Source organism: Streptacidiphilus sp. P02-A3a, assembly GCF_014084105.1.
In the GTDB taxonomy this organism is placed as follows: domain Bacteria; phylum Actinomycetota; class Actinomycetes; order Streptomycetales; family Streptomycetaceae; genus Streptacidiphilus.
Map to the genome: position 1 here is coordinate 9,072,375 of NZ_CP048289.1, position 25,571 is coordinate 9,097,945.

General features: G+C 72.6%; 24 protein-coding genes and 2 tRNA genes. 11 read left to right on the forward strand and 15 right to left on the reverse strand.

The annotated features are described in order from the left end of the window. Positions 1–145: 145 nt before the first annotated feature. The 3 genes from GXP74_RS38685 (at position 146) to GXP74_RS38695 (ending at position 882) form a co-directional block, all read left to right on the forward strand. Entirely contained in the window at positions 146–463 is a 318-nt protein-coding gene (locus GXP74_RS38685; RefSeq protein ID WP_182455851.1) for an Lsr2 family protein, read from the forward strand. Between the two features lie 160 nt (positions 464–623). Further along, positions 624–698 (forward strand) — tRNA-Gly (locus tag GXP74_RS38690). Positions 699–807: 109 nt separating this feature from the next. Continuing rightward, positions 808–882, forward strand: a tRNA-Gly gene (locus GXP74_RS38695). Between the two features lie 134 nt (positions 883–1,016). Here the strand turns inward: GXP74_RS38695 and GXP74_RS38700 are convergent. The 4 genes from GXP74_RS38700 to purD all read right to left on the reverse strand — a co-directional run bounded on the left by GXP74_RS38700 (position 1,017) and on the right by purD (position 7,259). Continuing rightward, positions 1,017–1,937 carry a phosphoribosylaminoimidazolesuccinocarboxamide synthase gene (locus GXP74_RS38700; protein ID WP_182455852.1) on the reverse strand — a complete coding sequence of 307 codons (921 nt, stop codon included), beginning with the start codon at positions 1,935–1,937 and terminating at the stop codon, positions 1,017–1,019. A 107-nt stretch (positions 1,938–2,044) separates the two neighbouring features. Then, positions 2,045–3,583, reverse strand: a complete 1,539-nt coding sequence (locus GXP74_RS38705; RefSeq protein ID WP_182455853.1) for a N,N-dimethylformamidase beta subunit family domain-containing protein — start codon at positions 3,581–3,583, stop codon at positions 2,045–2,047. Between the two features lie 216 nt (positions 3,584–3,799). Continuing rightward, the gene (locus GXP74_RS38710) at positions 3,800–5,560 is read right to left on the reverse strand and encodes a hypothetical protein (RefSeq protein ID WP_182455854.1); all 1,761 of its coding nucleotides are present in this window, start codon (positions 5,558–5,560) and stop codon (positions 3,800–3,802) included. Between the two features lie 454 nt (positions 5,561–6,014). Continuing rightward, entirely contained in the window at positions 6,015–7,259 is a 1,245-nt protein-coding gene (purD, locus tag GXP74_RS38715; protein ID WP_182455855.1) for a phosphoribosylamine--glycine ligase, read from the reverse strand. 270 nt (positions 7,260–7,529) lie between these two features. Here purD and GXP74_RS38720 point away from each other — a divergent pair, with 270 nt between their 5' ends. Then, complete coding sequence (locus tag GXP74_RS38720) at positions 7,530–8,333, forward strand: SLATT domain-containing protein (protein WP_225448486.1); 804 nt, start codon at positions 7,530–7,532, stop codon at positions 8,331–8,333. An 80-nt stretch (positions 8,334–8,413) separates the two neighbouring features. Here the strand turns inward: GXP74_RS38720 and GXP74_RS38725 are convergent, their stop codons facing one another. The 5 genes from GXP74_RS38725 to GXP74_RS38745 all read right to left on the reverse strand — a co-directional run bounded on the left by GXP74_RS38725 (position 8,414) and on the right by GXP74_RS38745 (position 12,753). Beyond that, the gene (locus GXP74_RS38725; RefSeq protein ID WP_182455856.1) at positions 8,414–9,061 is read right to left on the reverse strand and encodes a hypothetical protein; all 648 of its coding nucleotides are present in this window, start codon (positions 9,059–9,061) and stop codon (positions 8,414–8,416) included. Positions 9,062–9,156: 95 nt separating this feature from the next. Further along, positions 9,157–10,107, reverse strand: a complete 951-nt coding sequence (locus GXP74_RS38730; protein ID WP_225448487.1) for a GntR family transcriptional regulator — start codon at positions 10,105–10,107, stop codon at positions 9,157–9,159. Positions 10,108–10,246: 139 nt separating this feature from the next. After that, on the reverse strand, positions 10,247–11,602 hold the full coding sequence (locus GXP74_RS38735; RefSeq protein ID WP_182455857.1) for an aspartate aminotransferase family protein: 1,356 nt from the start codon (positions 11,600–11,602) through the stop codon (positions 10,247–10,249). Between the two features lie 93 nt (positions 11,603–11,695). Then, positions 11,696–12,151, reverse strand: a complete 456-nt coding sequence (locus GXP74_RS38740) for a GNAT family N-acetyltransferase (RefSeq protein WP_182455858.1) — start codon at positions 12,149–12,151, stop codon at positions 11,696–11,698. Next, positions 12,148–12,753 (reverse strand): GNAT family N-acetyltransferase, encoded by a 606-nt coding sequence (locus GXP74_RS38745; protein ID WP_182455859.1) that lies wholly within the window; start codon positions 12,751–12,753, stop codon positions 12,148–12,150. The genes GXP74_RS38740 and GXP74_RS38745 overlap by 4 nt, the downstream gene beginning before the upstream one ends. 98 nt (positions 12,754–12,851) lie before the next feature. Between GXP74_RS38745 and GXP74_RS38750 the strand changes: the two genes are divergently transcribed. Next, positions 12,852–13,673: an alpha/beta hydrolase gene (locus tag GXP74_RS38750; RefSeq protein WP_182455860.1), complete on the forward strand. Its 822-nt coding sequence runs from the start codon at positions 12,852–12,854 to the stop codon at positions 13,671–13,673. On the opposite strand, the gene GXP74_RS38755 is transcribed toward GXP74_RS38750, so the two are convergent. Continuing rightward, entirely contained in the window at positions 13,670–15,001 is a 1,332-nt protein-coding gene (locus GXP74_RS38755) for an XRE family transcriptional regulator (RefSeq protein ID WP_182455861.1), read from the reverse strand. The two genes, GXP74_RS38750 and GXP74_RS38755, sit on opposite strands and share 4 nt — an antisense overlap. Positions 15,002–15,190: 189 nt before the next feature. Between GXP74_RS38755 and GXP74_RS38760 the strand changes: the two genes are divergently transcribed. The 3 genes from GXP74_RS38760 (at position 15,191) to GXP74_RS38770 (ending at position 17,472) form a co-directional block, all read left to right on the forward strand. Then, positions 15,191–16,309 carry a radical SAM protein gene (locus GXP74_RS38760; protein ID WP_182455862.1) on the forward strand — a complete coding sequence of 373 codons (1,119 nt, stop codon included), beginning with the start codon at positions 15,191–15,193 and terminating at the stop codon, positions 16,307–16,309. 5 nt (positions 16,310–16,314) lie between these two features. Then, positions 16,315–16,512 (forward strand): hypothetical protein, encoded by a 198-nt coding sequence (locus tag GXP74_RS38765; RefSeq protein WP_182456996.1) that lies wholly within the window; start codon positions 16,315–16,317, stop codon positions 16,510–16,512. 84 nt (positions 16,513–16,596) lie between these two features. After that, positions 16,597–17,472: a GNAT family N-acetyltransferase gene (locus GXP74_RS38770; RefSeq protein WP_182455863.1), complete on the forward strand. Its 876-nt coding sequence runs from the start codon at positions 16,597–16,599 to the stop codon at positions 17,470–17,472. A 284-nt stretch (positions 17,473–17,756) separates the two neighbouring features. Here GXP74_RS38770 and GXP74_RS38775 read toward each other — a convergent pair whose 3' ends face one another. Continuing rightward, positions 17,757–19,043, reverse strand: a complete 1,287-nt coding sequence (locus GXP74_RS38775) for an adenylosuccinate synthase (protein WP_182455864.1) — start codon at positions 19,041–19,043, stop codon at positions 17,757–17,759. A 170-nt stretch (positions 19,044–19,213) separates the two neighbouring features. Between GXP74_RS38775 and GXP74_RS38780 the strand changes: the two genes are divergently transcribed. Next, the gene (locus GXP74_RS38780) at positions 19,214–20,236 is read left to right on the forward strand and encodes an acylglycerol kinase family protein (protein WP_225448488.1); all 1,023 of its coding nucleotides are present in this window, start codon (positions 19,214–19,216) and stop codon (positions 20,234–20,236) included. 61 nt (positions 20,237–20,297) lie between these two features. Next, entirely contained in the window at positions 20,298–20,717 is a 420-nt protein-coding gene (locus GXP74_RS38785) for a DUF3151 domain-containing protein (protein ID WP_182455865.1), read from the forward strand. Positions 20,718–20,821: 104 nt separating this feature from the next. Here GXP74_RS38785 and fbaA read toward each other — a convergent pair whose 3' ends face one another. After that, positions 20,822–21,850: a class II fructose-bisphosphate aldolase gene (gene fbaA, locus GXP74_RS38790; RefSeq protein ID WP_255528291.1), complete on the reverse strand. Its 1,029-nt coding sequence runs from the start codon at positions 21,848–21,850 to the stop codon at positions 20,822–20,824. A 243-nt stretch (positions 21,851–22,093) separates the two neighbouring features. Between fbaA and GXP74_RS38795 the strand changes: the two genes are divergently transcribed. Beyond that, positions 22,094–22,816, forward strand: coding sequence for a DedA family protein (locus tag GXP74_RS38795; protein WP_225448489.1), 723 nt, complete (start codon positions 22,094–22,096; stop codon positions 22,814–22,816). A gap of 76 nt (positions 22,817–22,892) precedes the next feature. On the opposite strand, the gene pyrE is transcribed toward GXP74_RS38795, so the two are convergent. The 3 genes from pyrE to GXP74_RS38810 all read right to left on the reverse strand — a co-directional run bounded on the left by pyrE (position 22,893) and on the right by GXP74_RS38810 (position 25,410). Then, positions 22,893–23,429, reverse strand: coding sequence for an orotate phosphoribosyltransferase (gene pyrE, locus GXP74_RS38800; RefSeq protein ID WP_182455867.1), 537 nt, complete (start codon positions 23,427–23,429; stop codon positions 22,893–22,895). 37 nt (positions 23,430–23,466) lie between these two features. Continuing rightward, the gene (locus tag GXP74_RS38805; protein ID WP_182455868.1) at positions 23,467–24,312 is read right to left on the reverse strand and encodes an aldose 1-epimerase; all 846 of its coding nucleotides are present in this window, start codon (positions 24,310–24,312) and stop codon (positions 23,467–23,469) included. A gap of 84 nt (positions 24,313–24,396) precedes the next feature. Next, the gene (locus GXP74_RS38810) at positions 24,397–25,410 is read right to left on the reverse strand and encodes a hypothetical protein (RefSeq protein WP_182455869.1); all 1,014 of its coding nucleotides are present in this window, start codon (positions 25,408–25,410) and stop codon (positions 24,397–24,399) included. Positions 25,411–25,571: the final 161 nt, after the last annotated feature.

Consider the following 25,571-nt stretch of genomic DNA (forward strand, 5'->3'; position numbering starts at 1 on the left):
GAGGCAGAATGGTGGCACCGGTCGCAGTGTCCCACCGCTTCCGGTCAGCAGTGGTGCCCGCGCTGTTGCGGGTTCCAGAACATACCTCCGACCTGCGGGATTGACCATCGCTCCAACGATGGCCAATCCCGAGAGGATTGGCATCATGGCTCAGCGCGTAGTGGTCACTCTCTCCGACGACATCGACGGCGGGACTGCCGAGGAAACCGTTCAGTTCGCTGTTGACGGGAAGTCCTACGAGATCGACCTGTCCAGCCGGAACGCCGAAAAACTCCGCGACGCGCTCGCCCCTTATGTGGCGGCCGGGCGCAAGCAGGGTCGCGGCGGCAAGGCCATCCGGCACACCGAGATCGCCCCGGACCCGAAGACGGTCCGCGCCTGGGCCCAGTCGCGCGGCATCGAACTGCCGGCTCGCGGCCGCCTGCCCAAGCACGTCTACGAGGCCTTCGCCGAGGCCAGCTGACCCGACCCGGCGTCAGCGGCCCGCTGCGAAAACGACTTTCGACGCGAATCGGGCAAAACACCCCGCCCGGGCGATCATCGCCCGCAGCATGGGCTAGTGTTCTCTTCAGCGGAACACGCCGGGGACGGAAGCCGAAAGGCCAGGTCAGCGGGGTGAACTCGCAGGTGTAGCTCAGTAGTAGAGCGCTCCCCTTCCAGGGGAGAGGCACAGTGTGCAATCCCTGTCACCTGCTCCACTCGACAGAACGAAGGATGGCGAAAGCCACTCCGGGGATCAGGTAGAGTAGAGCTCGCCGGAACGGACCGGAGGCCAACAGGCCGAAGGAAAGACACGGCGAATGCCATGCGGATGTGGCTCAGTGGTAGAGCATCACCTTGCCAAGGTGAGGGTCGCGGGTTCGAATCCCGTCATCCGCTCCAGAAGTCCCGAAGGGCGCACTCGAAAGAGTGCGCCCTTCGGCGTTGCCCCCTTGTCCGCCCCGGATTGTCCGCTCGGGCTGTCCGCCCCGGGCCGGAGCGTCGGGGCGGGCGCGGGCCCGCCCCGACGGCCGCCGTCAGCTCCAGCTCTGCCCGGTCAGCCGCTCGTACGCCTCCACGTACTTCTCCCGGCTGCGCTCGACGATCTCCCGCGGCAGCGCGGGCGGCGGCTGCTCGGAGTGCCGGTCCCAGCCGGAGGCCGGGGAACCCAGCCAGTCCCGGATGAACTGCTTGTCGAAGGAGACCTGCGACCGGCCCGGCTCCCAGTCGTCGGCCGGCCAGAAGCGGGAGGAGTCCGGGGTGAGCACCTCGTCCCCCAGCACCAGCCGCGGCTGCTCGCCCTCGGCCGCGCCCTGCTCGAAACCGAACTCGAACTTGGTGTCGGCCAGGATCAGGCCCCGGTCCCGGGCGATGTCCCGGGCCCGCCCGTAGACGGCGAGGGTGGTCTGCCGCAGCAGGGTCGCGGTCTCCGCGCCGAGCCTGCGGGCCACCTCCTCGTAGGGGACGTTCTCGTCGTGCTCGCCGACCTCGGCCTTGAGCGCCGGGGTGAAGATCGGCGCGGGCAGCTCGGAGCCGTCCTCCAGGCCCGGCGGCAGCGCGATGCCGCAGACGGTCCGCGACTCCCGGTACTCCAGCAGGCCGGAGCCGGTCAGGTAACCGCGGGCGACGCACTCGACCGGCAGCATCTCCAGGCTCTCGCAGACCAGGGTGCGCCCCTCCCAGTCGGCGGGCGCGCCCTGCGGCAGCTCGGTGGACACCACGTGGTTGGGCACCAGGTCGGCCAGCCGGTCGAACCACCAGAGCGACAGCTGGGTGAGGATCCGCCCCTTGTCCGGGACGCCGTTGGGCAGCACCCAGTCGAAGGCGGAGGTCCGGTCGCTGGCGACCATCACCAGCCGGCCCGCGTCATCGCGGTACAGGTCGCGGACCTTACCGGTGTGGAGATGGATCAGACCGGGCACCTGCACCGGCTCGGGCTTCTCGACAAAACCGCTCAAGGTGTGTCCCTAGGAAAGGCAGGAGGTGGGGGCATAAGCGGGCACGAGTCTTTCACAGCGCCCTGCTCCGCCCGGGCACGCCACCGGTGGCCGGACCGCCGACGGGATCAGTGGACCTTGCAGATGCGGTCCAGCAGGTTCGCCGTCGCCCGCTGGATCCGCTCGTCGGTGTGGCCGGGCCGGTCCAGCGCGGGTGACCAGGAGAAGGTCCCGCTGGCGAAGACGTACGCCCCGCTCGGCGCCCGGTACAGCGAGGTCTCCTGGTGCCGGGTCACCCCCCTGGTGTCCCGGTAGGGGGAGTGCGCCAGCAGCACCCGCTCCCCGTAGCGGGGCAGCGGCACCCGCGGGAAGTAGCGGTCCGCCTCCCCCGCGACCAGGCCCGGGATCAGGTCGCCGTCGTGCAGGGCGGTGCCCTCCCAGAGCCAGTTCCCGGTGTTGCGCACCACCATCGGGGCCGGTTCCGGCACCCGGCCCGCGTACTGGACGCCCAGCAGTTGCTGCTCGGGTTCGCCCTGGTCGCGCCAGAGCGCGCTGCGCCCTGGGTCGCCCTGGTGCTTCGGGCAGGTCAGCAGCCGGTCCGGCTCGCCGGTGGCCCCGGCCGCCAGCTCCACCCGCCAGTACAGGCTGTTGGCGCTGAGGAAGACCAGCGAGGTGCCGCGGTCCCGGGCCCGCTCCACCGCGCGCCGCATCGGCACCGACCAGTACTCGTCGTGGCCGGGGAAGACCACGCCCCGGTAGCGGCTCGGGTCCACCCGCCCGGCGTGCAGGTCGGTGGCGTTGGCGTAGGCCAGGTCGTAGCCGTAGCGCTCGGCCCAGCGGATGAAGTCGTAGGCGTGGCCGATGTGCAGCGGCAGCCCGGCCCCGGCGTACGGGCGGTCGAAGGAGACGGTGGTGGCCGCCTCCCGCTCGCCCAGCAGCTCGCCCTGCTCGTTCCAGGCGTGGTACAGGCTGGCACCGGTGCGGCCGTCCTCCGGGTAGAGGTTGTACGCCTGCCAGGTCACGTCCGGCAGCAGGAGCAGCAGGTCGGCGGCGACCGGCGGCGGGTCGGCCGACGGCGGCGGCGCGGCGGCGCGGACGGTGAACGGGATGTGGCTGCGGTGCCGGTGGTCGGCGGTGGTGAGCACCGCGACGTAGGCGCCGGGGCTCCAGTGCGGCGGCAGCTGCAACCGCCAGGACATCCACCAGTGGTGGCAGGAGACCGTCCGCCCGGCCACCAGCGGCGCGGGCTGGACCAGGCCGGACAGCAGCGGGCTGGCCGAGACGTGCCGCGCGCCCGCCCCGCCGTAGTGCCCGATCCGGTAGACGTCGACGGTGAACTCCTGCGCCGGGCGGACGCTGACCCGCAGGTCCAGCGAGCCGCCGACGTCGGCGGCGGGCGCGGCGAAGCCCTTGATCTGCCCGCCGACGTCGTCCGCGGCGCGGGGGCGGCCGAGGGCGGGGCTCTGCTCGTCCACCGACGGACGCCGGGCCAGCGCCAGCTGGCCCCGGGTCAGGCCCAGGTCGACGTACCAGGGGACCAGCAGCCCGGTGTCGTCGAAGTAGCGGTCGGCCCCGCGCAGCCAGGGCAGCGGGCCCTGGCCGAAGGGATCAGTGGCGCCGTGCGCGAGCGCGCCCGACTCCCAGCGGCGGCTGTGGTCCATGCCCACGCTCCCCCCTGACCGAACCCTGGGTCGACCGCGGCGCGCCCGCGCCGCCCGACCCGTGGCCCGCTACCGTACATCGGAACATGACGCTCGGTCAGCCGGTTCGGCGATGACCGGTCGAGGACCGGATGATGACGCAGAGCAGTCAACTGTTCACCATGCGCACACGGCCATCGTACGTCTCTGCGAGGCCGGGCAGCAGGGGTGCGGCCGGACCGGTCAGCGCAGCCGGACCGGTTTCTCCAGCCGGACGCCGACGCCGTCGAGCCAGGCCCGGAGCGGGGCCTGGTCGCCCTGTTCGGCGGCGAGGGCGACCGGTGCGGCCAGATCGGTCCGGCGGACACCGCCGACCAGCAGCACCGGGCCGTCCAGCCAGTCCAGGCCGGGCTGGGCCACCCCGGCGTCCAGCGCGGCGCAGCAGACCAGCGCGGTCAGGTGCACGGCGACCAGGTCCGGGCCGGTACGGGCGGGCTGGGCGGCGAGCGCCGGGAGGGCACGGCCGACGGCCAGCCGGTCGCCGAGCCGCTCGGCCGGGGCCTGCCGCAGCCGGTCGAGTATCCCGCCCAGATCGGTCGAGCCCAGATCGGTCGGGCCCAGATCGGTCGGGCCCAGATCGGTCGGGCCCAGCTCGGTCGGGCCCACCCCGGCGGGGCCGCCGCCGAACAGGGCCGCGCCCAGGTCGGCGGCCTGGGACCGCCAGATCCGCTCGACCACGGCGGTGGGGTACTCGTCCCAGTCGACCGGGGACCAGTCCGCCGGGGCGCAGCGGACGCCGCCGGGCCCGGCCGGGGCGTCCTCGCCGCAGAACAGCCGGGCGGCCAGTCGGGAGACGGCCTCGTCCACCAGGCCCGGCTCCTCCAGCAGGTCGCAGGCCGGGCGTTCGCCGAGGCGGCTGCCGAAGCCCTCGGCCAGCCGGTCGCGGCGGGAGAGCTCGGTCAGCGCGGCCACCACGCCCGCGTCGAGCCGGGTCGGCCAGCGGCCGGTCTGCCAGGCGGGCAGCGCCACCCGGGTCAGCAGCCGGTCCCAGCCCGCGTAGGCCAGGCCGACCTGCTCCTGGGCCGCGATCCGCTGCCCGTAGTCGACCTGCCGGGCCTGTTCCGAGGCCCAGCCGGCGACCGCGCGCTCCATCTCGGCGGCGTGGCCCGCGCCCCGGCGCAGCAGCAGCGCGCAGACCCGGCCGAGCAGCAGCAGCGCCGGGCGCTGCCAGCGGGCCGCCCGGCGGCCGTCGGCGGCGAGGCCGAGGGCCGCGTCCAGGCCGCGCACGAAGCGCCGGGCGGCGGCGATGTCCGGGTCGGCGGAGCAGGCGGTCCCGGCGATCACCGGGGCCAGCAGCGCGCGCAGTTCGGCGACGCGCATCCACCAGATGTAGGGCGAGCCGATGACCAGGGTGGGCGCGACCGGCTCGGCGGCGGCGCCGCGGCCCAGGGTGTCGGCGGCCGGGCTGCCGGGAGCGGGGCTGCCAGGAGCTGGGGTGTCAGCAGCGGGGCTGCCGGGAGCGGGGGTGTCGGCGGGGCCGGGATCGGGGGCGGCCGGTTCGGGGCGCGGGCGGCCGCGCCGGTCCGGCGGGTCCTCCAGCCAGCTGTCGCAGTCGGGGGTGAGCGCGATCCGCTCCGGCGCCGGCACGCCCATCCGCTCGGCCACCTCGCGGACCAGCCGGTACAGCTCGGGGGCGGTGTGCTCGGGCACCGGCACCGCCGGGACCTGCGGGCGCTCGGCGCGGGCGACGGCCAGCGCGAAGGCGGCGGTGAGCAGCAGGACGGCCAGCGCGACGGCGGAGACCGCCCAGCGGGCCGCGTTCCAGGCGGCGGCGTCGGGCGCGCCCGAGGCGCCGAGGCGCCCGGTGACGCCGCCCGCTATCAGCACCGCGGCGACAGCGGCGGGCAGCACCGCGAGGCCCAGTGCCCGGCCGCGCAGCCGGAGCACCGCCTGAGCCCGCACCCGCGCCGCCTGGACGCCGACGGTGGCGTTCGTACCGGCCATCTCTCGGATCACCCCCTGCCGCTGAACGCACGCCGGTCCCGGGGCGTCCGGGCCGGATCAGGTTCTTGTCTGATCCGACGCCCGGCCGGTGATCGGCGTTCCAGGAACGGTCCGGAACCACTCGGATCAGTGATTCCCCATGGACCGCAGCTTGCCCCCTCGCCGCTTGGTGTACCCAGGCGGCAGCGCCGCGCGGCCCGGCCGGGAACGGCGGGCTGTGCGGTTCTGGGCACCATAAGGCCGAAGGTGCGCGGGCGTCAGCCGGATCGGCTTCCCTTCACCCGAAGGGGAGAGCGGCGCCGCTGTTCGCCCGGCAGCGCGGTCCGGCGGCGCGGGGCGGTCGCGGTTGCTCCCGGCGGGTGGCGGGCCCGGCCGGGAGCGGGCCCGGCCGGGAGCGGGCCCGGCCGGGAGCGGGCCCGGCCGGGAGCGGGCCCGGCCGGGAGCGGCGGCGGGGTCAGACCCCGGCGGCGATGTCCGAGCGGTGGTGCGCCCCGGCCAGGCTGATCCGGGCGGTGGCCTGGTAGGCCCGGCCGCGGGCCTGGTCCAGGTCCTTGCCGGTGGCGGTGACCGACAGCACCCTGCCGCCGGCGCTCAGCACCGTGACGCCGTCCTCGGCCAGCCGGGTGCCCGCGTGCAGCACGTAGGCGCTGCCGTCGGCGGCCTCGGCCTCGGCCAGTCCGGTGATCGGGTCGCCGCCGCGCGGCGCCTCCGGGTAGCCCTCGGCGGCGACCACGACGGTGACCGCCGCGCCGTCGCTCCAGCGCAGCTCGGGGAAGTCCGCCAGGTGCCCGGTGGCGGCGGCGTGCAGCAGCCCGCCGAGGGGGGTCTTCAGCCGGGCCAGCACCACCTGGGTCTCCGGGTCGCCGAAGCGGGCGTTGAACTCGATCACCCGCACCCCGCGCGAGGTGATCGCCAGGCCCGCGTACAGCAGGCCGGAGAACGGGGTGCCCCGGCGCCGCAGCTCGTCCACGGTCGGCTGGAGCACGGTCCGCAGCACCTCGTCGACCAGCTCCGGGTCGGCCCAGGGCAGCGGGGAGTAGGCGCCCATGCCGCCGGTGTTGGGGCCCTGGTCGCCGTCGTAGGCGCGCTTGAAGTCCTGTGCGGGCTGCAGCGGGACCACCGTGTCGCCGTCGCAGACCGCGAACAGCGAGACCTCGGGACCGTCCAGGTACTCCTCGATCACCACCCGCTCGCAGGAGGCGGCGTGGTCGAGCGCGGCCTGGAGGTCGGAGGTGACCACCACGCCCTTGCCCGCGGCCAGCCCGTCGTCCTTGACCACGTAGGGCGCGCCGAAGGCGTCCAGCGCGTGCGCGGCCTCCTCTGGCGTGGTGCAGACGTAGGAGCGCGCGGTCGGGACGTTGGCGGCGGCCATCACGTCCTTGGCGAACGCCTTGGAGCCTTCCAGCTGCGCGGCCTCGCCGCTGGGTCCGAACACCGGGATGCCGACCGCGCTGACCGCGTCGGCGACCCCGGCGACCAGCGGCGCCTCCGGGCCGACCACGACCAGGTCCGCGCCCAGGGCGACGGCCAGGTCGGCGACGGCGGAGCCGTCCAGCGGGTCGACCGGGTGGGTCAGGGCGACCTGCGTGATCCCGGCGTTGCCGGGGGCGCAGTGCAGGGCGGTGACTTGCGGATCGAGGGAGAGCGCGCGGCACAGGGCATGTTCGCGGGCGCCGCCGCCGATAACGAGGACCTTCACGGCCCCGAGCCTAGTGCCTGCGGCGATGTCCCCCGGACCCCGGATCTGCCCGGACGGTCAGGAGCGGTCCCCGGGGCCACCCACTCGAACGGGTGAATCCGGGGGGACGACAATGGAGCGGCACCGCACGGCGGCCAGCGGCTTCGCAGCGCCATTCGCGCATCAATAGCAGCGAATCTGCAACCATGGTCAGCCATTTGGCGGTAAGAAGTGGTGTTTGCAGACTGGGACGATCGGGCCCGATGGGCCGAAGGACAGGGAGTTCTCGCGGTGAGCCAGCCCGATATGCAGCCCGAAGAGAGCCCCTGGGGTTCCGAGCCGGGTCCCGATGAGGCGCGTTCCGCGGCCTCCGCCGGTCCGGCCCGGCAGACCACCACCGGCAGCGCCCCGCGCGGCCGGGACCTCAGCGTCCGGCAGTTCCCGCTCGGCGACTGGGGTGAGCCGGCCGAGCGGCTGGAGGAGCTGTACCGCTGGTCGGAGGAGCGCGCGCTGGAGGCAATCGAGTGGTACCACCGCGACCGCCGGTGGAAGCGCCGGGGCGCGCGGGTGCTGCGCTACCTGGCCGCGCTGCTCGGCGTGGCCGGGGCGGCGGCGCCGCTGGTGGGCCTGACCGGGGTACGGCACGGGGTGACCGACTGGGGCTATGTGCTGCTGCTGCTGGCCGCCGCCTGCCTGGCGGCGGACCGGGCGTTCGGGCTGACCAGCGGCTGGATGCGGGACGTCAGCACCGGGCAGGCGCTTCAGCGGCGGCTGGAGGCCTTCCAGTTCGACTGGGCCTCGGAGTGCGTGCGGGAGGTGCTCGGCCCGACCGAGGGCACCGCGAGCGAGGCCGCCGAGCGCTGCCTGGGCGTGCTGCGCCGGTTCTGTGAGGACGTCTCGGACATGGTCCGCACCGAGACCTCGGAGTGGATGCTGGAGTTCCGCGCCTCGATGACGCAGCTGCCGACGCAGGCGGCGGGCGTCTGGGGCGGCCGGGCCGAGGGCGCGGGCGCCCAGGTGCGGGTGCTGCCGTCGCTGGGCGGGGGGCGGCCGACGATGCCGCGCCAGCGCCCGCCGGAGTCCCCGCTGCGGTAGCGGAGGCCGGGCTGGTGGGGCGGGTGCGCGGGTCGCGCCCGCCCCACCGGCACGAGGCCGCTCGGGTCGGGCCGGTCGGCTCAGGCGAAGACGACCATGGAGCCCTGGCCGAGCGCCCGCACCGCGGCCGCGTGCAGGCCGGTCCAGGCGTGGCGTTCGCGGGCGAAGGGGCCGTCGTTGCCCGGCGGCGGGTAGGCCGGGCCCTCCAGCGTGGTCGGCGCGACCGGGCGGACCGGGATCGGCGGCAGCTGGTGGTCGATCCCGATGTAGGGGGCCACCGCCTGGAGCTCCCGCAGCAGTCCCTGGGCCGAGCCGAGCGGGCCCCCGGCCGCGAGCAGCGCGTCGTCCACTATCGGCCGTTCGAAGTCGATCGGCACGTACGCCCCGGCGTGGTCGAAGTGCCAGACCAGGTGCGAGCGCTCGGCTGCCTCCTCGAACATCTCCAGCAGCTGCTCGTAGTCGCCGCCGAGCTCGTCCACCGGGGTCACGTCCAGGCCGGTGAGCTGGAGCAGGTAGGCGCGGCGGAGGAAGTGCAGCGAGTCGTAGTCGAAGGCCGCGATCGGCTCGACGTCACCGCTCAGCCCCGGCATGTAGCGGAAGATCGGGACTTCGGGCAGGCCTGCGGCACGCAGGGAGCCGTTGTAGACGGCCAGGTCCTCAGCGAAGGGGTTGTCGGGGCTGTGGACGAGCACATCGACGAGCGGGACGAGCCAGATGTCACAGGCCACGGGCACTCCTGGGCGCGAACGCACCGGTCGGGAGACAGTCCCTGCCAACCCTAACGGCTGAGCGCCCGTCGGTCAGCGGCACGGTCTCGATGGCCCTAGTGCACGGTCCGCCCGGCGAACGGCGGCATGATCAGGGCGGAGACGCCGTCCCGGCCCAGCCCCAGGGGCGGCCCGGCGGTCGGCGGCTTGGCCGGCTGCCGCTGCGGCGGCACCGCGCCGGGCGCGGACTCGGGCGGTGGTACCGGCAGCGGGTCGGCGTAGCCCCGGAGCCGGTCGGAGCCGTCCCCGGCGTCCAGGTCCTCCCCGCACAGCGCGGCCATCTGCTCCAGCGACTCCTGGTTGTAGGCGATCAGCATCCGGTGCACCCCGGCCGCGTCCTTGGCCAGGATCCGCTCGGCCAGCTCCAGGTGCCCGGACCAGCAGAAGGCGGCGATGTCGGTGCGGCGGCGCAGGTAGGGGGCGGCGAAGATCCAGTACTGGACCCGGAGCCAGTCCAGGTAGTCCGCCAGTTTCCGGTTGCCCATCAGGCCCGCGAGCTCGGCCCAGAACCGGCGGTCGCAGCCGACCAGCACGTCCAGGTGCCCGGAGCGGGCGGCCCTGGCGGCGGCGTCGGCCCGGCGCTGGAGCGAGGGCATCCGGCTCCAGTCGATGTCCGCCAGCCGACTGCTGAGCCGCCGCATCATCCCGTCCGCGACCAGGGTCCTGGCCTCGATCACGTCCAGGTAGTCGGACCAGCTCAACTGCGGGACGGTGAAGCCGCGGTTGTGCTCGATCCAGAGCAGGTCCTGGGCGGCGAGGTCCAGCAGCGCCTCCCGCACCGGGGTCGCCGAGACGCCGTACAGCTCGGCGATCTCCTTGACGGTGAAGTGGGTTCCGGCCGGGAGCCGCCCGGCCATCATCTCCTCCCGCAGCGCGCCCGCGACCTGCTCGCGCAGGCTGCTGCGCTGGACCGGACGCTGGACCCCGGGCCGCGGCTGCGGCTGGCCGCGGCGCGGCTGCGCCCGCCCGCCGACCGGGCGGCTGGGGTCGTGGTCGCCAGCTGACACGGCGGCCCTCCCCCACTGGGTGTCACGCACCCGATGTTTGCGACGAATCGACCGTAATGGTGACTCCCCATGGTACGGCCCCGAAACCCGTGTCCCAACGGGATTTCGGGGCCGTGGGGGCGGCCGGGCCCGGCGGGGGTCAGCCGGTGTGCGCGTCCGCGAGGGTCAGCACCTCGTCCAGGATCGCCAGGCCCTCGCGGATCTCGGCGTCGCTGCTGTTGCACGGCGGCACCACGTGCAGCCGGTTCATGTTCACGAACGGCCACAGGCCGCGCTTCTTGCAGGCCGCCGCCAGCTCGGCGATCGGCGCCCCGGCCGCCCCGGCCGCGTTGTAGGGGGTCAGCGGCTCGCGGGTGGTGCGGTCCTTGACCAGCTCCAGCGCCCAGAACACGCCCAGGCCGCGCACCTCGCCGATGACCGGGTGCCGCTCGGCCAGCTCGCGCAGGCCGGGGCCGATGACGTCCTCGCCGAGGCGCTTGGCGTTCTCGACGATGCCCTCCTCGGCCATGGCGTTGATGGTCGCCACGGCGGAGGCGCAGGCCAGCGGGTGGCCGGAGTAGGTCAGGCCGCCGGGGAAGGCGCGCTCGGCGAAGGTCTCCGCGATCGCGCCGCTGATGGCCACACCGCCGAGCGGCACGTAGCCGGAGTTGACGCCCTTGGCGAAGGTGAGCAGGTCCGGGACGACGCCCCAGTGGTCGGCGGCGAACCAGGCGCCGGTGCGGCCGAACCCGGCCATGACCTCGTCCAGGATGAAGACGATCCCGTAGCGGTCGCAGATCTCGCGGACGCCCGCGAGGTAGCCGGCCGGCGGGATCAGGATCCCGGCGGTGCCGACCACGGTCTCCAGGATGATCGCGGCGACGGTCTGCGGACCCTCGAACGCGATCGTCTCCTCCAGGTGCGCCAGCGCGCGCTCGCACTCCTGCGCCTCGTTCTCGGCGTGGAAGTTGGAGCGGTAGGCGTAGGGGCCCCAGAAGTGGACGATGCCGGAGACCCCGGTCTCGTTGGCCCAGCGGCGCGGGTCGCCGGTCAGCGCGATCGCGTTGGCGGTGGCGCCGTGGTACGAGCGGTAGGTGGAGAGCACCTTCTGCCGACCGGTGTGCAGCCGGGCCATCCGGATGGCGTTCTCGTTCGCCTCGGCGCCGCCGTTGGTGAAGAAGATCTTGTCCAGGTCGCCCGGGGTGCGCTCGGCGATCAGCCGCGCGGCCTCGCTGCGGACGTCCAGGGCGAAGGCCGGGGCGAAGGTGCAGAGCTTGGCGGCCTGCTCCTGGATCGCCGCGACCACCTTCGGGTGCTGGTGGCCGATGTTGGTGTTCACCAGCTGGGAGGAGAAGTCCAGGTAGCGGTTGCCCTCGTAGTCCCAGAAGTACGAGCCCGACGCACCGGCCACGGCGAGGGGATCGATCAGGGCCTGCGCGGACCACGAGTGGAAGACGTGGGCACGGTCGGCGGCCTTGACGGCCTGCCCGGCAGCGGAGTCGACAGGGATGCTCATGCGCGCCAGCCTACGGAGACGTGTCCGGCGACGAGAATGAACACCCTGTCAGGCGATCCGGCTGCCGGGCGACAGCCTGTCAGCCGATCACCGTCAGTCCACCGGCGGGGACATGCTGTAGGTGAGGAAGACGGTCTTCTCCCCGTGCCGGTCGTAGACGGCGCGCGCCCGGTAGTTGTCCTCCGCCGTGTTCCAGCGGACCACCGGCCAGCCCTCGACGGCGGCGATCCGGCGCACCTCGGCCAGCAGCGCGTCGACCGCGCCACCGCCGCGTACCGCCGGATCGACGTAGAGGTCGTCCAGGAAGCCGCTGGTGCCGCGCAGCGGGGCGTCGTAGGCGCGGTAGTGGGCCAGTCCGACGGGGACCCCGGCGGCGTCCCGGGCCAGCAGGCAGCGGGTCTCCCGGGCCGGGTCGTGGATCCAGGACCAGACCCGGGCGTAGTCGGCGTCGGTCAGCGGGAAGGCGTAGAAGGCGGCGTAGCCCCGGAAGAGCTCGCGCCAGCGCGGCTCGTCCTCGGGTCGGGCGGGGGTGACGGTCAGCTCGCTCACGCGGTCGCCCCCTGGGCCAGCCGCGCGGTCAGCCGGTCCCTGGCGGCGGGCCACTCGTCGGCCAGCATCGAGAAGTAGACGCTGTCCCGCCAGCTGCCGTCCGGGCGCAGCCGGTGTCGGCGCAGGGTGCCCTCGGGCTTGGCGCCGAGCCGGAGGATGGCGTTCTGCGAGCGCTGGTTGAGGTGGTCGGTCTTCCACTGGACCCGGCCCATGCCCAGGTCGTCGAAGGCGTGGGTGAGCAGCAGCAGCTTGGACTCGGTGTTCACGGCGGAGCGCCAGACCGCGCGGCCGTACCAGGTCCAGCCGATCTCCAGCCGCTCGTCGTGGGCGCTGAAGTCCAGGTAGGTGGTCCAGCCGACGGCGCGGCCGGTGGTCAGGTCGATCACGGCGAAGGGCAGGCAGTCGCCGGTCGCGGCGAGCCGCTGGGCGGCGATCGCGGCCAGCTCCGCCTCGGTGCGCGGGGTCTCGGCCCCGAGCCAGCGCCACACCTCGTCGTCCCCGCCGCCGGCGGCGAAGAGGTCGGGGACATGGGCCATGGTCAGCGGTTCCAGCCGCACGTGGCGGCCGGCGAGGACGACGGGAGCGGGGGTCTTGGCAGGCATGCTGGAACTGTAGGGACTTTTTGAACTAAGTGCAATTGATTTCTGTACTAGTTCAATCGAACGACATCGGGTGCACACCAGTGGGTAGCGTCCCGTGCATGACTGACTACGAGGTGGAATTCCACTCCCTGGACGGCACCGTCCTTCGCGGCACGGTCACCCCCTCCTCGGCGCCCCCGGTGGCTTTGGCGGTGCTCGTGCACGGGGCCGGTGTCACCCGCGAGGAAGGGGGCTTCTTCGCCCGGCTGGCAGCCGGGCTGGCCGCTGCCGGGATCACCTGTCTGCGGTTCGACCTGCGGGCGCACGGAGCGAGCGGCGGGATCCTCTCGGACGTCACGATCGCCGGGGTGGCCAACGACATCCGCGCGGCATCCGACCACCTCACCGACGTCACCGACCGGCCCGGCCCGGTGCACGTCATCGCTGCCTCGTTCTCCGGCGGCGCCGCCGCGATGCACACGGCGCGCCGTCCGGGCGACGTGGAACGGCTGGTGCTGCTGAACCCGCGCATGGACTACCAGCACCGGTTCATCACCGAGCAGGCCGGGTGGACCGGCGACTACCTGTCGCGGGAGCACGCCGCCAAGCTCGATCAGCGGGGGTTCGCGGCCCGGCAGCCGTTCGAGGTCGGCCGAGCGCTCCTCAACGAGGTGTTCCACCTGCCCGAGCCGGAGGATGTCTGCGCAGCCGTGCGGCGTCCGGTGCTGATCGTCCACGGCACGAAGGACACCTTCGTGGACGTGGAGCTGTCGCGCCGGTACGCGCCACTGTTCGGGGCGGGAGCAGAGCTGTACGAACTCGACGGCGCACAGCACGGCTTCGCCGTCCACGAGGACCCGCAGTACGCACATCCGCAGTCCCAGGCATGGCAACGCGAGGTAATCGCCAAGGTGGGCGACTTCCTCACGACGTCCTTCTAGCGGGTGGAAGGCAGCAGCAGGCGTTCGTGGAGTTCCCCTACCGCTGGCCGCTCGCGGTACGGGAACAGGGCCCGCGCGGAGCGGTTCAGCTCCCCCAAAGCCTGCCCCGAACGCGCTGCGGAGGCGATCTCCACGACGCCCAGGGCAACCACAGCGGCCTCATCCGGTTCCCCGGCCTCCGCGAGAGCCCCTGCCAGGAAGGCGCGGTAGTGGGCGTAGTCGCGCGGCATGAATGCCTCGCGAGTGACATAGCTCTTGAACACTGCGGCGGCTTCAGCGGGGCGTCCGGCCTCGCGTAGGCAGATCCCGGTCTGCGCCATCAAGCGCTCCCGCGTGTAGCTGTCGCCGAGCGGCCCCGTGCAGGCCACTGGCGCTGCCGGCCCAGAGGCCTGGTCAAGGGCAGCGTGCGCCAGGTCGAGGACCCGGCGAATCTCATCGGTGTCCGCTCCGGTCATCGCCATACCTCGCGCTTCCTGCTGAAGGGCCTCAGCGCGAGGCCGGGGCGGCAGCGTCCACGGGCCGCTGGTGGCAGCTCTGGCCAGATCGAGCATCCGCACCGGGTCACTGCGGCCCAGTGCCTGTGCCTGCCGCATCAGGACATAGGCGTGCATCGCTCCGTCCCCGGTGAACGTGGCCCACTCCTTCGCCAGCCCATGCCAGTAGCCGATGGCCTGTTCGGGTGAGCCCGCGTCGCGATGCAGCCACCCCGCGAACTCAGCCGCCCGGGAACCCAATCCGAGGAGTTCCCGGCGCACGTGCGGCTTGGCGTCGCGAGCGGTGCTGTCGATGGCGGACAGGATGCCCAGCGCTGCGGGCATCGCCCGGTGCGGCCCCGCCAGCGTGTCAGCACGAGCGGTCGCTTCCAGGGCGTCACCCAGGTGCCCGACGAGCTCGTGATCGGCGTAGCGGTGGGCGTCGCGGGACGCGGCGGTGAGATGGTCCAGGGCCGCGAGGTCGAGCAGCGGCGCGGCGACGGCGGCCAGAGCGCCGCCCATGAAAGCACGTCGGAGCACGGTGTCCTCCAGAAAGGGCTTCACGTCTGCGGGCACGCCCCTGCGCCCGGCCGCACTGCCGAGCGGGACGAACCCGAGCTGTTCCAGCGGGACGCCGAACATCTCCTTCAGGACCAGGCGCGCGTCCCGGTTCGGCCACTTCGACTGCCCCGACTCCCAGCGCCGGACCTGACGAACTGAGATCCGGGCCTGGGATCTCAGGCTGACCGCCGACGCCTCGTAGGCCGAGACGAAGTCCTCCTGAGTGAGCCAGCCCCGCTCGACGCGCGCAGCGACCAACCGCCAATTCGCGCCCGGTGCTTTGAGATCAGACATGGGCACCCCCGCTGAACACCACCGTAGGACACCGCACCGGCCGAATAGTCAGGACAAAGACCGTACCGCCGAAGTGTCCGGTGATGTGTCCTCACATTCGACCTCGACCCGGACTGTAACTGCTCGTTGACTGTTGGTCAGCAGCCGTGTCCCACATGGACGATCCGGAGACTGACTCAAGGAGGCATCGTGCACGAGCTGATAGCGAGCCCGTTCCTGGACGAGTACCTGCTGGTGCGCCCCGGCGCACGGGGCGGCCTGCGGCTGCCGCAGGCCGGGTACGAGGAACTTCGCACCCATCCGACCAAGCAGACCGCGCCGACTTGGTTCTCCGACGCCGTCCGGAGCCAGTGGACCGACCTGGACGTGGCCGCGCGCCCGGCGGCCGAGTATCTGCTGGTTCGGGAGCCATCCGGGTGGGGGTACTCGCGAGCGTCCTGGGAGATCAATCTCGGCTGCAACTACCAGTGCAAGCACTGTTACCTGGGGTTGAAGGTCAACTCCGGCATGCCGCTGGAGGACAAGCTGCGGTGCCTGGACATCATGGCGCAGGCCGGTGTGCTGTGGCTTCAGATCACTGGCGGTGAGCCGACCGTGGACCGGGATTTCATGCACGCGTACCGGTACGCGTTCGCGCTGGGCATGATGATCACCGTCTCCACGAACGGCTCTCTCCTGTGGCGGGAGAACCTGCTCGCCCTGTTCAGGCAGTACCCGCCATACCGGGTCACGGTGTCGATGTACGGGGCCAACAAGCACAGCTACGACGAGCTCACCCAGCGGCAGGGCGCCTGGGACCTGTTCATCCAGGGCATGAACGCCGCGCGCCGAGCCAGGTTACCGCTGCGGATGAGCGTCATCGTGACCGAAGACAACGCCGATGAGGAACAGGCGATGATCGACCTGTGCGAAGGCTGGGGCCTGGAGTACAACGTCTTCACCAACATGACCCCCACCATCTACGGCGGCGCGGAGTCCCTGACCGCACAGTCCAAGGAACACCTGCGTCTGCGCAAACCGTTCAGCGGCTGCAACGCCGGACATACGTTCTTCCACACCGACCCGCACGGCCTCGTGTCGATCTGCAAGATCGGCCGTGATGCCCAGATCAGTCTCCCCACCGAGGGGATCGACGGACTGGCCCGGCTCGGCGCCATCGCCGACCGGCTCATGCTTCGCACCGGTGGCTGCTCCGGCTGCCAGCTCTCGGGGTCGTGCACAGTGTGCCGCCCCCTGGCCAAGCACTACCAGGAGGCGAAGGCACCACTCAGTTCCTACTGCCAGCACGGGATCAAGAAAGCAGGATGAGACCCATGACCGCTGTAGCTGTCGATCTGTCCCTCAGGTACCCCCGCGCGGACACCCTGCCCGTCACCGGCCTGCCGTACATGACGCGACCGGTCGAACCCCCGGTCGAGCCCATCACCACCATCGTCACCGTCGCGGACCTGGACGCTGTCATGGACAGCGTGAAGTGCTCGTGCAACGCCGGAGATGACAACCCCCACTGATCCCAACCGATCAGAAACCCGCAGGCCCCGGTGCAACACGCGCCGGGGCCTGCGGCTTGTGCGGCCGGTGTTTAGGCTGCGGACATGGAGTTCTCCTGGGACTTGTTGCGCCCCATGATGCTTGTGCCGTACCTGCCGACGCTGGGGCCGCTGCACCCGGACACGGTGAGCGGCGCTTTGCTGGGCCAAGTGCTGGCCGTCGCCGGAACCGGCGCGTTCCTCCCTCACGACAAGGACCAGCGATGGTCGGCGGTAAAGGACGAGAGCGTTCTCCCGAAGGAGGTCGACCAGGATGCCGAGCGGACACTGATCCCCACGGTGAGCACCAGGGGTCGCGGCACCGTGAAGGTACACCTGTACGGCAACTCGGCCACGCACCGCGCTGAAGCAGCTGAGAGGGCGCTGACGCTCGCCGCGACCCATGGCGCGGCCAAGGCCCAGGTGATCTGGTTCCTGGCCGCAGGCAGCCCAGTACCGCCCGGCACCGGGGCCACCCGTGTACAGCTGCGCACCTTCATCCCGAACACCCTCGCGCCGGACCCCGGCCGCGTGTTGAACCTGGATGACCAGCCGGACGCCACGCACGCCACGTTCGCGGAGTTCGCCGACAAGCTGAGCGGCGACGGCTTCGCCTTCCTGTGGGAACAGGTCCAACGCGGCACGGTGGGGCCGGTTCTCACCATTGCGTCTGCGGGCCGAATCGTCGGCGCGATCGGCCCCATGGAGACCATGGCCGATCCCGGCGACCGCCTCCGGCTGCTGCCGCAGTACTTCGCCGTCCTGCCCGACCAGCGCGGCCACGGCCATGGCCGCGCTCTGTGGCGCGCGGCCATGCACTGGGGCCAGCGGCACGGAGCCGAGTACCAGTTGCTGCAGACCGAGGTGGGTGGCGCGTCCGACCGTCTCTGTCAGGCCGAGGGACTGACCGACCTGGGTACCGTCCACAGCGTCCCCGCGTAGTCCTCCGGCTGCCTCTACGGTCACCGCCGGGCCGCGCGCCGTCCCGCAAGGCCCTGGTCGAGCAGACCCGGCCCGGTGGGATCGTCCACGCCCCGTGGGACACCCCGTTCAGCGATCAGGACGCCCTTGTGCGGCTCACCGGCCGGCCCGGCCGGTCGCCGCGCAGATGCAGGCCACCTTCGTTGACCCGTCCCGGCGTCCGCCGCCCGTGACCGGGGAGCGGCCGGGGAACGACAAGGGGGCGGGCTCGGTGCGACACCGGGCCCGCCCCCTGCTTTCAGCGGCTACGACAGGAAGGAGTTGACCTGGATGGTCTCGGTGCGGCCGGGGCCGACGCCGATCGCCGAGATCGGCGCGCCGGACATCTCCTCCAGCGCCTTCACGTAGGCCCGGGCGTTCTTCGGCAGGTCCTCGAAGGTCTGCGCCTTGGTGATGTCCTCGGACCAGCCCGGCAGGTTCTCGTAGATCGGCTTCGCGTGGTGGAAGTCGGTCTGCGAGTAGGGCAGGTCCTCGACCCGCTTGCCGTCGATCTCGTAGGCCACGCAGACCGGGATCTGCTCCCAGCCGGTGAGCACGTCCAGCTTGGTCAGGAAGAAGTCGGTGAGGCCGTTGACCCGGGTCGCGTAGCGGGCGATCGGGGCGTCGAACCAGCCGCAGCGGCGGTCGCGGCCGGTGGTGACCCCGCGCTCGCCGCCGATCCGCCGCAGCGCCTCGCCGTCGGCGTCCAGCAGCTCGGTCGGGAACGGCCCGGAGCCGACCCGGGTGGTGTACGCCTTGAGGATGCCGATGACCCGGTCGATCTTCGTGGGACCGATCCCGGAGCCGGTGCAGGCGCCGCCCGCCGTCGGGTTGGACGAGGTGACGAAGGGATAGGTGCCGTGGTCGACGTCCAGCAGGGTGCCCTGCCCGCCCTCCATCAGCACCACCTTGTCCTGCTCCAGCGCCTGGTTCAGCACCAGCACGGTGTCGGCGACGAAGGGGCGCAGCTTGTCGGCGTAGCCCAGGTACTCCTCGACCACCAGGTCGACCGGGACCGCGCGCCGGTTGTAGAGCTTGACCAGGATCTGGTTCTTGTCGTGCAGCGCGGCCTCGATCTTCTGCCGCAGGATGCTCTCGTCGAAGAGGTCCTGGACCCGGATGCCCACGCGGTTGATCTTGTCGGCGTAGGCCGGGCCGATGCCGCGCCCGGTGGTGCCGATCTTGCGCTTGCCGAGGAAGCGCTCGGACACCTTGTCCAGGGTCCGGTGGTACGGGGTGATCAGGTGCGCGTTGCCGGAGACCAGCAGCTTGGAGGTGTCGACGCCGCGCTCCTGCAGACCGACCAGCTCGGAGAAGAGCACCGCCGGGTCGATCACCACGCCGTTGCCGATCACCGGCGTACAGCTGGGGCTGAGGATGCCGGAGGGGAGCAGATGAAGTGCGTACTTCTGATCGCCTACGACCACCGTGTGACCGGCGTTGTTGCCGCCCTGGTAGCGGACCACGTAGTCGACCGAGCCGCCGAGGAGGTCGGTGGCCTTCCCCTTGCCCTCGTCGCCCCACTGAGCGCCGACCAGCACAAGTGCGGGCACAGGCGTACACCCCTTTCGGGCGGGGCACAACAGACGGCGGGAAGGCCGCCGCTCGTGGCCCCGGATAGACCAAGCCCCTGGCGCAACAGCGCTAGGGGCTCTTACACCGAGAGATTACCCGAGGAAGGACCACGGTGTCGGCTGCGCGATCGGTGGGAGAGGCTCTGCTGGTGGTCGTCTCACCGGTGGCGCTGGCCGTGGACGGGGAGTCCGTGAGGGTCGCCAGGGACGTCCTCGGGGCCGCTTTCGCGATGAAGGCGGTGGTGCCCGAGGACCTGGCCGAACTGGAGCGAGTGCTTTCGCGGAAGGGCCATCGGCGACTGGTTGTGATCGGTGATGATCAGGCGCTGCGCCATGTGGTGCAGCTGCTGCACCGGCACGCGCAACTGGACGCCGGACCGGTCGGGATCATCCCGGTCGGAAAGGGGCACAAAGTGGCTCTGGCCAGGTCACTCGGGGCCGCGGGGCGTCCGGTGGACGCCGCCAGGGCGGTCGCCCGGGGGGCCGAGCGCAGGCTGGACCTGCTGGTGGACGAGGAGGGCGGGGTGGTCCTCAGCGGACTGCGGATCCCCGGCCGCGGAGTGCCCGAGCAGGACCCCGGCCCGACGGTCGCCGAACGGGGGTCGGCCCGGGGTTCCGCGCGGCCCGCCGAACCCGCCGCCGAGGACCCGCCGAGCAGGCAGGAACCAGAGACCGATCCGCACGCAGCCTGTTCGCCAAGGGCGAACAGCAGCAGGTCCGGACGGGTCCCCGAGAGCCCCGTCGGCACCTGGTACACCCAGCTCGGCCGAACCGCCCGGGCCGCCGCCCGCTCCGTCGCCGCGCCGCTGCGGGGGCACGGCCACGGACTCCACGGGCAGTTCCTGCGGATCGAGGCCGACGGGCGGCTGTTGGCTGACCGGGACCATCCGGTGGGCCTGATCTCGGTCTGGAACGCCGCCGCCCAGGAGTGCGAGCCCGCCCGCCCGCTCCGCCCCGGCCGCGACGGACCGCCGCCCGACGGCCTGATGGAGGTGCTGGTCAGCGGCCCGGCGGCGCAGGGCGGCCCCTACCGCTGCCGGGCGCAGCGGATCACGGTCACCGGCGGCCTGTTCACCTACGAGGCCGACCACACCATCAGCGGGCCGGTCCGCGAGCGCACCTGGACCGTGGAGCCGGGCGCCTGGCGGCTGACCGTGCCCCCGGCGGCCTGAGCGCGGCCCCGGACCGGGGATTCTCACAAGCTCCACATCCGCGGGTGGCAGACTTCATGCCATGAGCATTCATACGAACCTGCTGGGCGGACCCGACCCGGTGCAGCTGCCGGAGGACGAGCAGCCGTACCGGCTGCTGGCGGAGCAGTCCGCCTCACCGGTCCAGGTCGCGGCGGACTTCCCGGCGTTCTCGCTCGCCTGGGCCATGCTCGCCGACGACGCCTACGCCGAGGACCACGTGGTGGAGTCCTACGCGTACGCCCGCACCGGCTACCACCGCGGTCTCGACTCGCTGCGCCGTGCGGGCTGGAAGGGGCACGGGCCGATCCCCTGGGACCACCGGGCCAACCGGGGCTTCCTGCGCTGCCTGGCGGCGCTGGCCCGGGCCGCCGAGGCGATCAAGGAGACCGAGGAGGCGGAGCGCTGCTGGAGCTTCCTGAAGGACAGCAGCCCCGAGGCCTACACCGAGCTGAAGCGCTAGCCGACGGCGACGACGGAGAGACGGCGACGACGGAGAACGGCGACGACGGAGAGACGGCGAAGGCCCCCGCACCCGGGCTCGGGTGCGGGGGCCTCCGGTTTCCGCTACTTGATCCGGGTACCGGCCGAGCGCAGGCTCTGGGTGGCCTCGACCACGCGGGCGGCCATCCCGGCCTCGGCCAGCTTGCCCCAGGTGCGGGGGTCGTAGGTGTTCTTCTTGCCGACCTCGCCGTCGACCTTCAGCACGCCGTCGTAGTTGCGGAACACGTGGTCCACGATCGGGCGGGTGAAGGCGTACTGGGTGTCGGTGTCGAGGTTCATCTTCACCACACCGTTCTCCAGCGCGGTGGCGATCTCCTCGGCGCTGGAGCCGGAGCCGCCGTGGAAGACGAAGTCGAACGGGTCCTTCTTGCCGTACTGGGCGCCGATGGCGTCCTGCAGCTCACGCAGCAGCTCCGGCTTGAGCACGACGTTGCCCGGCTTGTAGACGCCGTGGACGTTGCCGAAGGAGGCGGCCAGCAGGTAGCGGCCCTTCTCGCCCAGGCCCAGCGCCTCGGCGGTGCGGACCACGTCGTTGACCGAGGTGTAGAGGTTGTCGTTGATCTCGTGCGAGACGCCGTCCTCCTCACCGCCGGTCGGGGTGATCTCGACCTCAAGGATGATCTTCGCGGCAGCGGCCTTGGCCAGCAGCTCCTGCGCGATCTCCAGGTTGTCGTGCAGGTTCTCGGCCGAGCCGTCCCACATGTGGGACTGGAACAGCGGGTTGTCGCCGCGGGCCACCCGCTCGGCGGAGATCGCCAGCAGCGGCCGGACGTAGCCGTCCAGCTTGTCCTTGGGGCAGTGGTCGGTGTGCAGGGCCACGGTGATGTCGTACTTGGCCGCGACGATGTGCGCGAACTCGGCGAGCGCGACGGCCCCGGTGACCATGTCCTTGTTGTGCTGGCCACCCAGGAACTCGGCGCCGCCGGTGGAGATCTGGATGATCCCGTCGCTCTCGGCCTCGGCGAAGCCGCGCAGGGCGGCGTGCAGGGTCTGGGTCGAGGTCACGTTGATGGCCGGGTAGGCGAACTTGCCTGCCTTCGCCCGGTCCAGCATCTCGTTGTAGGCCTCGGGAGTTGCGATGGGCATACGGATCCGCTCCTGTTGTCGGTGATGCGTCTACGGACACTGCTGCTACCCCGACCAGGGCCGGGCACCGGCGCCATTGTCCCATCCCTGAGCTCCTGGTTCACCTTTGCGGGTGACAGTAGGGGCGGATCGGGAGCAGATGGAACCGATCGGATGAATTGCCGATTATCGGTACGTTAAGGCTCGTCAGTGCGGCCGCGGAACCGCCCTTCACAGCGGGCTGCTGGGCTCGCCGGATAGTCTGCCCGGGTGACCACGAATCTCGCGTTGAACGTACTCGACGCCAAGGCCCTGATCTCGCAGGTCGGGACATACGGCCTGCTCGCGATCATCTTCGCGGAGACCGGCCTGCTGGTCGGCTTCTTCCTTCCCGGCGACTCGCTGCTGGTCCTGGCCGGGGTGGCCGCCTCCAGCGCGGGCCTCAAGGCCATCGGCACCCAGATGCCGATCGGGGTGCTGCTGGTCGGCGCGCCGCTGTGCGCCATCGCGGGCGCGCAACTCGGGCACCTGATCGGTCTGAAGGGCGGGAAGCGGCTGTTCCAACGGCCGGACTCGCGGCTGTTCCGGCGCGAGCACGTGGAGAAGGCCGAGGAGTACTTCGTGAAGTTCGGCCCGGCCAAGGCCGTGCTGATGGCCCGGTTCATCCCGGTGGTGCGGACCTTCCTGAACCCGGTCGCGGGCACCCTGGAGATGCCGGCCGGGCAGTTCTTCCTGTGGAACGTGATCGGCGGTGTCGCCTGGACCGAGGCGATGCTGCTGCTCGGCTACAACTTCGGCGCGGCGCTGGCCCCGGTGATCGACACCTACCTGGTCCCGGCGATGGCGCTGCTGATCCTGCTGTCGATCTCGCCGATCCTGATCGAGGTGCTGCGGGAGCGGAAGAAGCGGCGGCTGGCCGGGGCGGGCGGTGCGGCGGCCGAGGGCGAGCCGATGGCGGGCGCCACGGCCGGTGGGCGCCACCGCAAGGACTGACGTCCGCCCACCGACCGCCGACGACCGGAACCGGCCACCGGCTGCTACCGACCGCTACCGGCCACCGGCCGTTCGGCTACAGGCCCAGGTCGACCAGCTGGTAGGCGGCCAGGTAGGGCAGGCCCTGCTCCTCGATGGCCGGGGCCGCGCCGCGCTCCACGATCACCGCGACGGCGACCACCTCGCCACCGGCCTCGCGCACCGCCTCGACCGCGGTCAGCGGCGAACCACCGGTGGTGGAGGTGTCCTCGACCACCAGCACCCGGCGGCCCTTGACCTCGGTGCCCTCGATCCGGCGCTGCATCCCGTGCGCCTTCTGCGCCTTGCGGACCACGAAGGCGTCCAGTCGCCGACCGCGCGCGGCCGAGGCGTGCAGCATGGAGGTGGCCACCGGGTCGGCGCCGAGGGTGAGCCCGCCGACGGCGTCGAAGTCCAGGTCGGCGGTGAGGTCCAGCATCACCTGGCCGACCAGCGGGGCGGCCAGGCCGTCGAGGGTGACCCGGCGCAGGTCGATGTAGTAGTCGGACTCCAGGCCCGAGGACAGGGTGACCTTGCCGTGGACCACGGCCTTGGTCTTGATCTCTTCGAGAAGCGCGTCGCGGTGGTTGCTCATGAGGCCTCAGTTTAGAGGTTCCGCAGGTGGCAGCCGGTCAGGGCCGCGACCACGACCAGGTGGTACCGGCCTCCAGCGGGTCGACCAGGGTGACCAGCCGGGGCGCGGTGTTCAGGCCGTTCGGCGGCCCGGACTGCGGCTCCACGCAGATGGCGTCCCGCTGCTCGTCGTAGACCACCAGCCAGTCCAGGTCGGCGGTGATCTCCAGGCTCAGCTCGCCCGGCCAGACCAGGGTGGCGGCGACGCCGTCCGGCAGGCCGAAGCAGTCGTCCCGGGGGCCGGGCAGCGGGGCGATCCGCCGACCGGTCGGCAGGTGGTCCGGGCCGCGCTGCTCCTGCCAGGCCGGGGCGAAGTCCAGCCGGGCCTCGGCGCCGTCCGGGCGCAGCCGCTTGCGGAACCAGGGGTGCCAGCCGACCTGCGCCGGGAAGGAGTCGGCGGCGGTCTCCACCGAGAGCGTGGTCCGCAGCGAGTCCGCGGTCAGCTCGAACAGCTGGGTGACCCGGCCCGCGTACGGCCACGGGTCGGCCAGGTCGTAGTAGAACGCGGCGCTGGCGGCGGTCGGCGTACTGGCCGGGCGCCAGCCCGCGCGGACCCCGGTGCCGTGGATCGCGTGCGGCGGCATGTCGATCGGCAGCTCGTGGCTGACCTGGCCGTTGCGCCACCGTCCCCGGTCCACCCGGCCCGCCCAGGGCACCATGGCGAACGAGCCGTGGCCGAAGACGTCCCCGGCCGGGGTGGACGGGTCCCGCTCGGTCCGCAGCAGTTCGACGCCGCCGAGGCGCAGGCTGCCGACCCGGCAGCCGTCGGCGGGCAGTACGGTCACCTCCGCGTCCCCGGCGGTGAGCAGGACCGGCGACTGGGTCGTCGGGGCGGAGCGGAGCACAGGACCTCCAGGCGGGACGGCGCGGCGGCGCCGGAACGGACGCGGTTCGTGGACGACGGTAGCGCGCCGCCCCGCCCGGCGGCCTCAGCGGCGGCGCAGGGCGCGGGCGAGCAGCACCACGCCGCCGACCACCGCCACGCCGCCGCCGACCAGCCAGGGCACCCGGCTGTACTCGGCCTCGGTGCCGGGCGGCTCGCCCATCCGCCGCTCCGGCGCGCCCCAGCGCGCCGCCGCCCGGGAGCGGGCGCTGCGCGGCGGCAGGGCCGGGCCGTAGCGGCCCCGGGGCGGCGCGTGGTCGACCTCCTCGGCGGACCGGCCGACCATGCTGCGGCGGTGCACCGGTTCGTCGGTCCAGTCCGCCTCGGCGCCCCGGGGGTTGACCGCGGACACCGGCTCCTCGATCATGAACAGGTCGGGGGAGTCGATGTCGGGCAGCTCGCCCAGCCCCTCACCCAGGCCCTCGGTGAGGCCCTCGGTGAGGTCCGAGAGGTCGGCCAGGTCCGGGAAGTCACCGAGGTCGCCGAGGTCCGGCAGGCCGTCCAGCTCCTCGAACAGCTGCTGGTCCTGCGGGGTCTCCAGGTCCAGCTCGACCACGAAGGTGGCGCAGAACCGGTCCAGCAGGCGGCGGCCGGCCAGCGCCAGCGCCGCCGGGTCCAGTTCCTCTATCCGGCCCTTGCCGGTGAGGTCGCAGTCGAAGAGGATCCGGCTGCGCTCGTCGCCCTCGCCGCCGTCCAGCGGCAGCACGGTGACCCGGACCGTCCCGGCGGCCCCGCCGTCGCCCACCGCCTGCTCGGCCTCGACCGAGAACAGCACCGCGCCGAGCTCCGCCGCCGCCCCGGCCGCCGTTTCGGCCGGGGCTTCGGGGGCGGCTTCGGCCGGGGCGGCGGTCAGGGCTTCGGGGACGGCGCGGAGGGTGCCCCGGTAGGTGATCGAGGAGTTGCCGACGCGCAGCTTCAGCCGTCCGGCCAGCAGCACACCGTCCGGCGCGGCCTCCTCCGCCAGGACGAAGCCGGGCAGGCAGCGGGCCAGCAGTTCGGGACGGCGCAGCGACCGGCGGACCGCCTGCGGCGCCAGTGGTACCAGAACCTCATGCTCCATACCTTGGGAGCGTACAGACCTGCGGGCGCGGAAGGGACGTATGAGGAGCTGTTTTTGCCCTCCCGCCGGGGTCGCGCCGGGGTCCCGCCGGGGTCGCGCCGGGGTCCCGCCGGGGTCGCGCCGGGTCGCACCAGGTCGCGCCGGGCCTGCTCCCGGGCCGC

Excerpts from the sequence above, each read along its gene's own strand:
- GXP74_RS38685 (WP_182455851.1), top strand. The coding sequence starts at position 146 with ATGGCTCAGCGCGTAGTGGTCACTCTCTCCGACGACATCGACGGCGGG.
- GXP74_RS38745 (WP_182455859.1), bottom strand. The coding sequence starts at position 12,753 with ATGCCTGCCAAGACCCCCGCTCCCGTCGTCCTCGCCGGCCGCCACGTG.
- GXP74_RS38765 (WP_182456996.1), top strand. The coding sequence starts at position 16,315 with ATGACCGCTGTAGCTGTCGATCTGTCCCTCAGGTACCCCCGCGCGGAC.
- GXP74_RS38770 (WP_182455863.1), top strand. The coding sequence starts at position 16,597 with ATGGAGTTCTCCTGGGACTTGTTGCGCCCCATGATGCTTGTGCCGTAC.
- GXP74_RS38750 (WP_182455860.1), top strand. The coding sequence starts at position 12,852 with ATGACTGACTACGAGGTGGAATTCCACTCCCTGGACGGCACCGTCCTT.
- pyrE (WP_182455867.1), bottom strand. The coding sequence starts at position 23,429 with ATGAGCAACCACCGCGACGCGCTTCTCGAAGAGATCAAGACCAAGGCC.
- GXP74_RS38735 (WP_182455857.1), bottom strand. The coding sequence starts at position 11,602 with ATGAGCATCCCTGTCGACTCCGCTGCCGGGCAGGCCGTCAAGGCCGCC.
- GXP74_RS38710 (WP_182455854.1), bottom strand. The coding sequence starts at position 5,560 with ATGGCCGGTACGAACGCCACCGTCGGCGTCCAGGCGGCGCGGGTGCGG.
- GXP74_RS38755 (WP_182455861.1), bottom strand. The coding sequence starts at position 15,001 with ATGTCTGATCTCAAAGCACCGGGCGCGAATTGGCGGTTGGTCGCTGCG.
- GXP74_RS38785 (WP_182455865.1), top strand. The coding sequence starts at position 20,298 with ATGAGCATTCATACGAACCTGCTGGGCGGACCCGACCCGGTGCAGCTG.
- GXP74_RS38810 (WP_182455869.1), bottom strand. The coding sequence starts at position 25,410 with ATGGAGCATGAGGTTCTGGTACCACTGGCGCCGCAGGCGGTCCGCCGG.